General features: G+C 64.4%; 7 protein-coding genes. 3 read left to right on the top strand and 4 right to left on the bottom strand.

What is annotated here, in order from left to right:
- The first annotated feature begins 772 nt into the window (after positions 1 to 772).
- Complete coding sequence (locus tag ACO6D5_RS09685; RefSeq protein ID WP_315844590.1) at positions 773 to 1,054, top strand: hypothetical protein; 282 nt, start codon at positions 773 to 775, stop codon at positions 1,052 to 1,054.
- An 87-nt stretch (positions 1,055 to 1,141) separates the two neighbouring features.
- Positions 1,142 to 1,834, top strand: coding sequence for a cytochrome b/b6 domain-containing protein (locus ACO6D5_RS09680; RefSeq protein ID WP_485825239.1), 693 nt, complete (start codon positions 1,142 to 1,144; stop codon positions 1,832 to 1,834).
- A gap of 92 nt (positions 1,835 to 1,926) precedes the next feature.
- Here ACO6D5_RS09680 and ACO6D5_RS09675 read toward each other — a convergent pair whose 3' ends face one another.
- Positions 1,927 to 2,385: a cytochrome c gene (locus tag ACO6D5_RS09675; protein ID WP_315844588.1), complete on the bottom strand. Its 459-nt coding sequence runs from the start codon at positions 2,383 to 2,385 to the stop codon at positions 1,927 to 1,929.
- 58 nt (positions 2,386 to 2,443) lie between these two features.
- The gene (gene purB, locus ACO6D5_RS09670; RefSeq protein WP_315139482.1) at positions 2,444 to 3,820 is read right to left on the bottom strand and encodes an adenylosuccinate lyase; all 1,377 of its coding nucleotides are present in this window, start codon (positions 3,818 to 3,820) and stop codon (positions 2,444 to 2,446) included.
- A 161-nt stretch (positions 3,821 to 3,981) separates the two neighbouring features.
- Between purB and ACO6D5_RS09665 the strand changes: the two genes are divergently transcribed.
- Positions 3,982 to 4,593: a glutathione S-transferase gene (locus ACO6D5_RS09665; RefSeq protein WP_315844587.1), complete on the top strand. Its 612-nt coding sequence runs from the start codon at positions 3,982 to 3,984 to the stop codon at positions 4,591 to 4,593.
- 118 nt (positions 4,594 to 4,711) lie between these two features.
- Here the strand turns inward: ACO6D5_RS09665 and ACO6D5_RS09660 are convergent, their stop codons facing one another.
- Positions 4,712 to 5,533: a TSUP family transporter gene (locus ACO6D5_RS09660; protein ID WP_315844586.1), complete on the bottom strand. Its 822-nt coding sequence runs from the start codon at positions 5,531 to 5,533 to the stop codon at positions 4,712 to 4,714.
- 110 nt (positions 5,534 to 5,643) lie between these two features.
- Complete coding sequence (gene mnmA, locus ACO6D5_RS09655; protein WP_485825238.1) at positions 5,644 to 6,762, bottom strand: tRNA 2-thiouridine(34) synthase MnmA; 1,119 nt, start codon at positions 6,760 to 6,762, stop codon at positions 5,644 to 5,646.
- Positions 6,763 to 6,807 lie beyond the last annotated feature (45 nt).

Genomic DNA, 6,807 nt, shown 5'->3' with positions numbered 1-6,807 from the left:
GTACGGAAAGGCAGTGTACGGAAACTGCGGCCCGGGAAGCAGTACCCCAAAGCAGTACCCCGAAAAGCAGAAACACCCCAGGCACTACCCGGCTCAATTCCCCGCCACTGACTGAACGTCATTGGCTCAGCGATGAGCCGCTCGGATTCCGATCCGATTTGCGAAAACCCACAACGCCAAAACGCAAATCCCGGTTCCGACACGAAAGTCGCGCACTACCCGCGCAACTTCCACAATCAAAGCAGCTCCGAATGCAGCGACGGCCATGATGGCCAGCGTGCTTACTTGATCAACGCCCAGGCACTGAACCTGAATGGCGGGATCCGACGCAAGCAGCCTCGAAGCCGCTCATCGCACCTTCGCCAAACCGCCAGTCCGGCTTGGCCAGAAGCAACCGGATACGCTGCGGCCCGAGTCGACCCAACGACGACAGCCGCACAGCAACCGCCAGAGCCAACCCACTCTGCGCGGACCCTCAGGCCTAAAGAGCGCATGCACCGAACATGCACGCCACCTGGCCCGAACCGATGCCGTCTTGGACTGACGGTCGGCATCAAACAGCGGCATTAAACCGTTACCCGCGCACGCAAAAATATGAGAATGCGCAAAGGGACGGCAACACTTATGCGTTAGTGTCATGCATGCCTGTCCGAATCAACCCGGCTGGACATGGCGAACGACCCGATGCGAGGCGCTTTTGTTACGCCCGCATCTTGCGCGGCATGAACACCACGCAGCTTTCTAATAACTAGAACCCAAGAGAACAAACACCATGAATACTCGTTTCACTACCTCGGACCTGATCCGACGCCCGGCTCACACCACGCTGGACAACACCCCGATCCATATCGGCGACATCGTCTATCTGCAGCCGACCAACGGCCCCGCCATCCGCGCGACGGTCATTTTCAACGCGCCGATCGACGGCACGACGACCTACACCACTGAAGTCGTGCCTTGCGGCTCGGCCACGCAGAAGGTGCCTGGCCAGCGCATCCGCTTCCGCCACGAGCATGTGCACCGCATCGAACCCGTGCGCCGCACCACGCATTGATCCAAGCCAAGATCGCCGCGCTTAAAGCGCGGCGATTGCTTTTTGCCCGTGATAAATTCGCAGGCAATCCGTCCAGGCAGCTCAATCATGCAGAACAACCGGCTAGCGATCCGCATCTGGGACCTTCCCACCCGCCTCTTTCACTGGGCGCTTGTCGTCTGCATCATCGGCGCGTTCGTCAGCGTGAAGCTGGGCGGCCTTTACATGGACTGGCACGTGCGCTTCGGCTGTACGGCGCTGGGCCTGATCATCTTCCGCCTGCTCTGGGGCATTGTCGGCCCGCGCTACGCCCGCTTCAGCCAGTTCGTGCGCGGCCCCGCCGCGGTGGCCCGGTACCTGAAGGGCGCCGCCGCCCCGGCCGGCCATAACCCGCTGGGCGCGCTGTCGGTGCTGGCCCTGCTGCTGGTGATCGGCTTCCAGGCCGCAAGCGGACTGTTCACCACCGACGACATCATGACGCAAGGGCCGCTATTCGGACACGTCAGCGAAGCCACCTCCGGGCTCCTGACGTCCTGGCACAAGCTCAACGAATGGGTCATCATCGGCCTGATCGCGCTGCACCTGCTGGCCGTTGCCTGGTATGCCGTGGTGCGCCGCAAGCGCCTGGTGCGTGCCATCATCACCGGCGACGTCGATGCCAAGGACTTGCCGGCGGGCACGCCGCCCGCCCAGGACGGCATCGCGGTCTGGGTGCGCGCGCTGCTGCTGGGCGCCTGCGTGACGGGCCTGGTCGTGTGGATACGGTCGCTGGAAGTGGTCGCCGACATGTCCTTCTCCTGAACCGCCCGCGAGCACGCAAAAAAAAGCCCCTCGAGTTTTCGAGGGGCTTTTTTTTGCGGCACCGGCGGACTGCCCGAAGGCAGGCGCCTGATTTACTTCTTCTTGCGGTAGGAATCGTGGCAGGCCTTGCAGCTTGCGCCCACGTCGCCGAAGGCCGCGCGCAGCTTGTCCAGATCGCCCGCGTCGGCCGCAGCCGACAGCTTCACGATATTGTCCTGGAACGCTTGCTGCTTCTGCTTGAAGCCGGCCGCGTCGCTCCAGATTTCGGGGCGGGCGTCACCGCCTTCCGTGCCCGGACCGAAAGCCGCCCACGGCAATGCGGACAACGTCTTCAGCACCTCAACGTTCGCCTTGATCTGCGCGGCGTCATAGGGCGCCTGGCCCTTGACCACCGGCGTCATGCGGCCGAAGTGCGAAGCCATCAGCGTCAATGCCGACTGGCGGTACTTGACCGCGTCTTCCGGCTTGGCGAACTGCGCCGAGGCGCTGGTCGCCAACAACGGCCCCACCGTCATACAGGCCAACGCGGCAAGCGTGGACAACTTCTTCATTGCAATCTCCCGTAAGGACAACAACAATGCCGCGCGCCTTGCGCGCGCGGCATGGCGACTATACCGCCCGGGCCAGCTCCGCAGCCAGTCCGATGTACGAACGCGGGGTCATCGCCAGCAAACGGGCCTTCGGCTCGTCCGGCAGCGCCAGGCCCTGGATGAATTCTCGCAGAGCTTCCTCGGTAATGCCCTTGCCCCGCGTCAAGGCTTTGAGCTGTTCGTACGGCTGCGGCAGGCCATAGCGGCGCATGACGGTCTGCACCGGCTCGGCCAGCACTTCCCAGCACGCGTCGATGTCGGCATCGATGGCGGCCGTGTTGACTTCCAGCTTGCCCAGGCCGCGCATGCAGGCATCCCACGCCACCAGGCAATAGCCCAGGCCCACGCCCAGGTTGCGCAGGACGGTGGAGTCGGTCAGGTCGCGCTGCCAACGGGAGATCGGCAGCTTGTCGGCCAGATGGCGCAACACGGCGTTGGCCAGGCCCAGATTGCCTTCGGAGTTTTCGAAGTCGATCGGGTTGACCTTGTGCGGCATCGTCGACGAACCGACCTCGCCGTCCTTCAGGCGCTGTTTGAAGTAGCCCAGCGCCACGTAGCCCCAGACGTCGCGGTCCAGATCCAGCACGATGATGTTGGCGCGCGTGATGGCGTCGAACAGGGCCGACATCCAGTCATGCGGTTCGATCTGGATGGTGTGGCGGTTCTGGGTCAGGCCCAGGCCGGCCAGGACGCGCTGGCTGAATGCGGGCCAGTCGATTTCCGGATAGGCCGACAGGTGGGCGTTGTAGTTGCCGGTGGCGCCGTTGAGCTTGGCCAGAGGCTCGACCGCCTCGACGGCGGCGATGGCGCGATTCAAACGCGCCGCCACGTTGGCGAATTCCTTGCCGAGCGTCGTCGGGCTGGCCGGCTGGCCGTGGGTGCGCGACAGCATCGGCTGGTCGGCCTGGGCCACCGCCATGTCGTTGAGCTTGGCAGCCAGTTCGCGCAGGCGCGGCACCACGACCTGGTCACGCGCACGCGACAGCATCAGCGCATGCGAGGTGTTGTTGATGTCTTCGGACGTGCAGGCGAAGTGGATGAACTCGGCGGCGCGGGCCAACTCGGCGTCATCGGCCACTTTTTCCTTCAACCAGTACTCGACGGCCTTCACATCATGGTTGGTGACGCGCTCGATGTCCTTGATGCGGGCGGCGTCGGATTCCGAGAAATCCTGCACCAGCTGCTGCAGACGCTGACGGGCGGCCGCGGAGAACGCGGGCAGCTCGGGCAGGCCGGCGTCGGACAGGGCGACCAGCCACGCCACCTCGACTTCGACGCGGTGCGCCATGAAGCCGGCCTCGGACAGCAGACCGCGCAGCGCGTCGCCCCGGGAAGCGTAACGGCCATCCAATGGCGAAAGGGCATTAAGTTGGCTCAATTGATCGGCGATTTGCATGGTCTGAAGAAGAAATGGCTACGGATGGGAAAACCCGACGATTTTATCATCCGGGGGAATGCAACATTGTGGCAAACTGGCGAAGATTCCGGCCAGCGGACGGTTCGACGTTCAGCCGGCCTGCTATACTTCGGCCGCTTTTCGACTCCGCTTGTGACTCCATGAAACTGATCGGCTCGCTTACCAGTCCATACGTACGCAAGGTGCGTATCGTCATGGCCGAGAAAAAGCTGGACTACCGGCTTGAACTCGAAAACGTCTGGTCCGCCGACACGCAGATCCAAACGTACAACCCGCTGGGCAAAGTGCCCTGCCTGGTCATGGAAGACGGCGGCGCGCTGTTCGATTCGCGCGTCATCGTCGAATACGTGGACACCTTGTCCCCCGTCGCCCGCCTGATTCCGCAGCCGGGCCGCGACCGTGCCGCCGTCAAATGTTGGGAAGCCATCGCCGATGGCCTCCTGGACGCCTGCGTGGCCATCGTGAAGGAAAACCAGCGCCCCGAGGCGCAACGCAGCCCCGAATGGATCGAGCGCCAATACAGCAAGATCCACGCCAGCCTGGATGCCATGAACAAGAGCCTGGGCGACAACGCCCACTGCATGGGCATCAACTACAGCCTGGCGGACATCGCCGTGGGCTGCGCGCTGGGCTACCTGGACCTGCGCTTCGCCTCGCTTGACTGGCGCGCCAACCATTCGAACCTTGCGCGCCTGTACGACAAGCTGTCGCAGCGGCAATCGTTCATCGACACCATCCCCAAGACCGCCTGAAGGCGGTCCCGGACAGCCCGTCCTGCACGGGCCGTTCCACGCAGGCAGCCCCGCAGGGCACCTGGATACCGGCCGCGCAATGCGGCCGGTTTGCATTTCTGCGCCCCGAAATTCCGTCCTATTGCGCAGCGAAGGTCTGCCAGGCCTTGAACAGCATGTAGGCGGCCAGCGCGAACAGCAGGCAGGCAAACACCCGTTTCAAGGTCTGCACCGGCAGGCGGTGCGCCATGCGCGCGCCCAGCGGCGCCGTCAACACGCTGGTGCACACGAGCGCCACCAAGGCCGGCCAATAGATGTAGCCGAGCATGCCCGGACGCGAGGTCCCTTCGTTCAGGCCCGACACCACATAACCCACGCTGTTGGCCAGCGCGATGGGAAAGCCCAGCGCGGCCGACGTGGACACCGCGTTGTGCAAGGCCACGTTGCACCAGACCATGAAAGGCACGGACAGGAACCCGCCGCCCGCGCCGACCAGCCCCGACAGGAAGCCGATGCCCGCCCCGGCCGCGCTGGTGCCGACCACGCCGGGCATCTGGCGCGCCGGCTTGGGCTTCTTGTTGCGCAGCATGCTCCAACCGGAATAGCCCACGAACAGCGCAAAGAACAGCGACAGCCACAGGGTGCTGAGCGCGGCGAAGACGGCTCCGCCCGACAGCAGCCCGCCCAGGATGATGCCTGGGGCCATCGCCCACACGATCGGCCACTTGATCGTGCCCTTCTGTTGATGTGCCCTGACGCTGGACACCGAGGTGAAGAGGATGGACGTCATCGACGTCGCGATCGCCGCGTGCACGACGAGTTCAGCCGGCATGCCTTGCCACGCGAACAGCATCGTCAGGAAAGGCACCAGCAGCATCCCGCCGCCGATGCCCAGCAGACCCGCCGCAAAACCTACCACCGCCCCCAGCACCAGCAGGCAAATCAACATCGTCACATCCACAACCGTCTCCTCTTTTATTGTTCGGTTTCTTGCTCGTCATGAGCGAAGGCCCCGCCGGCATCGCGCCTGCGGGGCCTTGTCGGGGTCCGATCAGGGCGGACCCGCGCGCATTACAGGATGATCCCGCCGCCCAGGCAAACCTCGCCATCGTAAAGCACGGCCGACTGGCCAGGCGTGACAGCCCATTGCGGCTCGGCGAAATCCAGCGCGAAGGTGTCGCCTTCGGCCCGGTCCAAACGGCAGGCCGCGTCGGCCTGGCGATAGCGCGTCTTGGCGCCGTAACCGGCGATGGCCGGCGGACGCCCCGCCACCCAGCTGGCGTCCTGCGCCTGCAACTGACCAGACAGCAGCCAGGGGTGGTCATGCCCCTGCACCACGTACAGGATGTTGCGCTCCAGGTCCTTGCGCGCCACGTACCAGGCTTCGGCCGTGCCGTCTTCGCGCTGTCGCCCCTTCACGCCGCCCACGCCCAGGCCCTTGCGCTGGCCCAGCGTGTAGAAGGACAAGCCTTCGTGGCGCCCCACCTTCTGCCCTTCTGGCGTCAGGATCGGCCCCGGTTCGGTCGGCAGGTAGCGGTTCAGGAATTCGCGGAACGGCCGTTCGCCGATGAAGCAGATTCCCGTGGAATCCTTCTTGGCGGCGTTGTGCAGGCCGATCTCGTGCGCGATGCGCCGCACTTCGGTCTTGTGGATCTCACCCAGCGGGAACAGCGTGCGCGACAACTGCGCCTGGTTCAGCCGGTGCAGGAAGTAGCTCTGGTCCTTGGAGGCATCCAGCGCCTTGAGCAACTGGAACTGCGTGCCGCCGCCCTCGGCCGGCACTTCGCGCACCCGCGCGTAGTGGCCGGTGGCGATATGTTCGGCGCCCAGCGCCATCGCGTGGTCGAGGAAGGCCTTGAACTTGATCTCGGCATTGCACAGGACGTCGGGATTGGGCGTGCGGCCCGCGGAATACTCGCGCAGGAACTCCGCGAACACGCGGTCCTTGTATTCGGCGGCGAAGTTGACGAACTCGAAGTCCACGCCGACCAGGTCGGCCACGCTGGCCGCGTCCAGCAGATCCTGGCGGGTCGAACAGTATTCGGAATCATCGTCGTCTTCCCAGTTCTTCATGAACAGGCCGACGACGTCATAGCCTTGCTGCTTCAGCAGCCAGGCCGTGACCGACGAATCGACTCCGCCCGACATGCCGACGACAACACGGCCCCTTTTGATTGATGTTTGACTCATGATGCGACTATTTTAATTCGGACAGCGCGTCTTCCCGCGGCTGAG

This window comes from Achromobacter sp., assembly GCF_057314935.1.
Note: the sequence above shows the minus strand (reverse complement) of the source record. Positions and strands in the feature narration are given on the sequence as shown.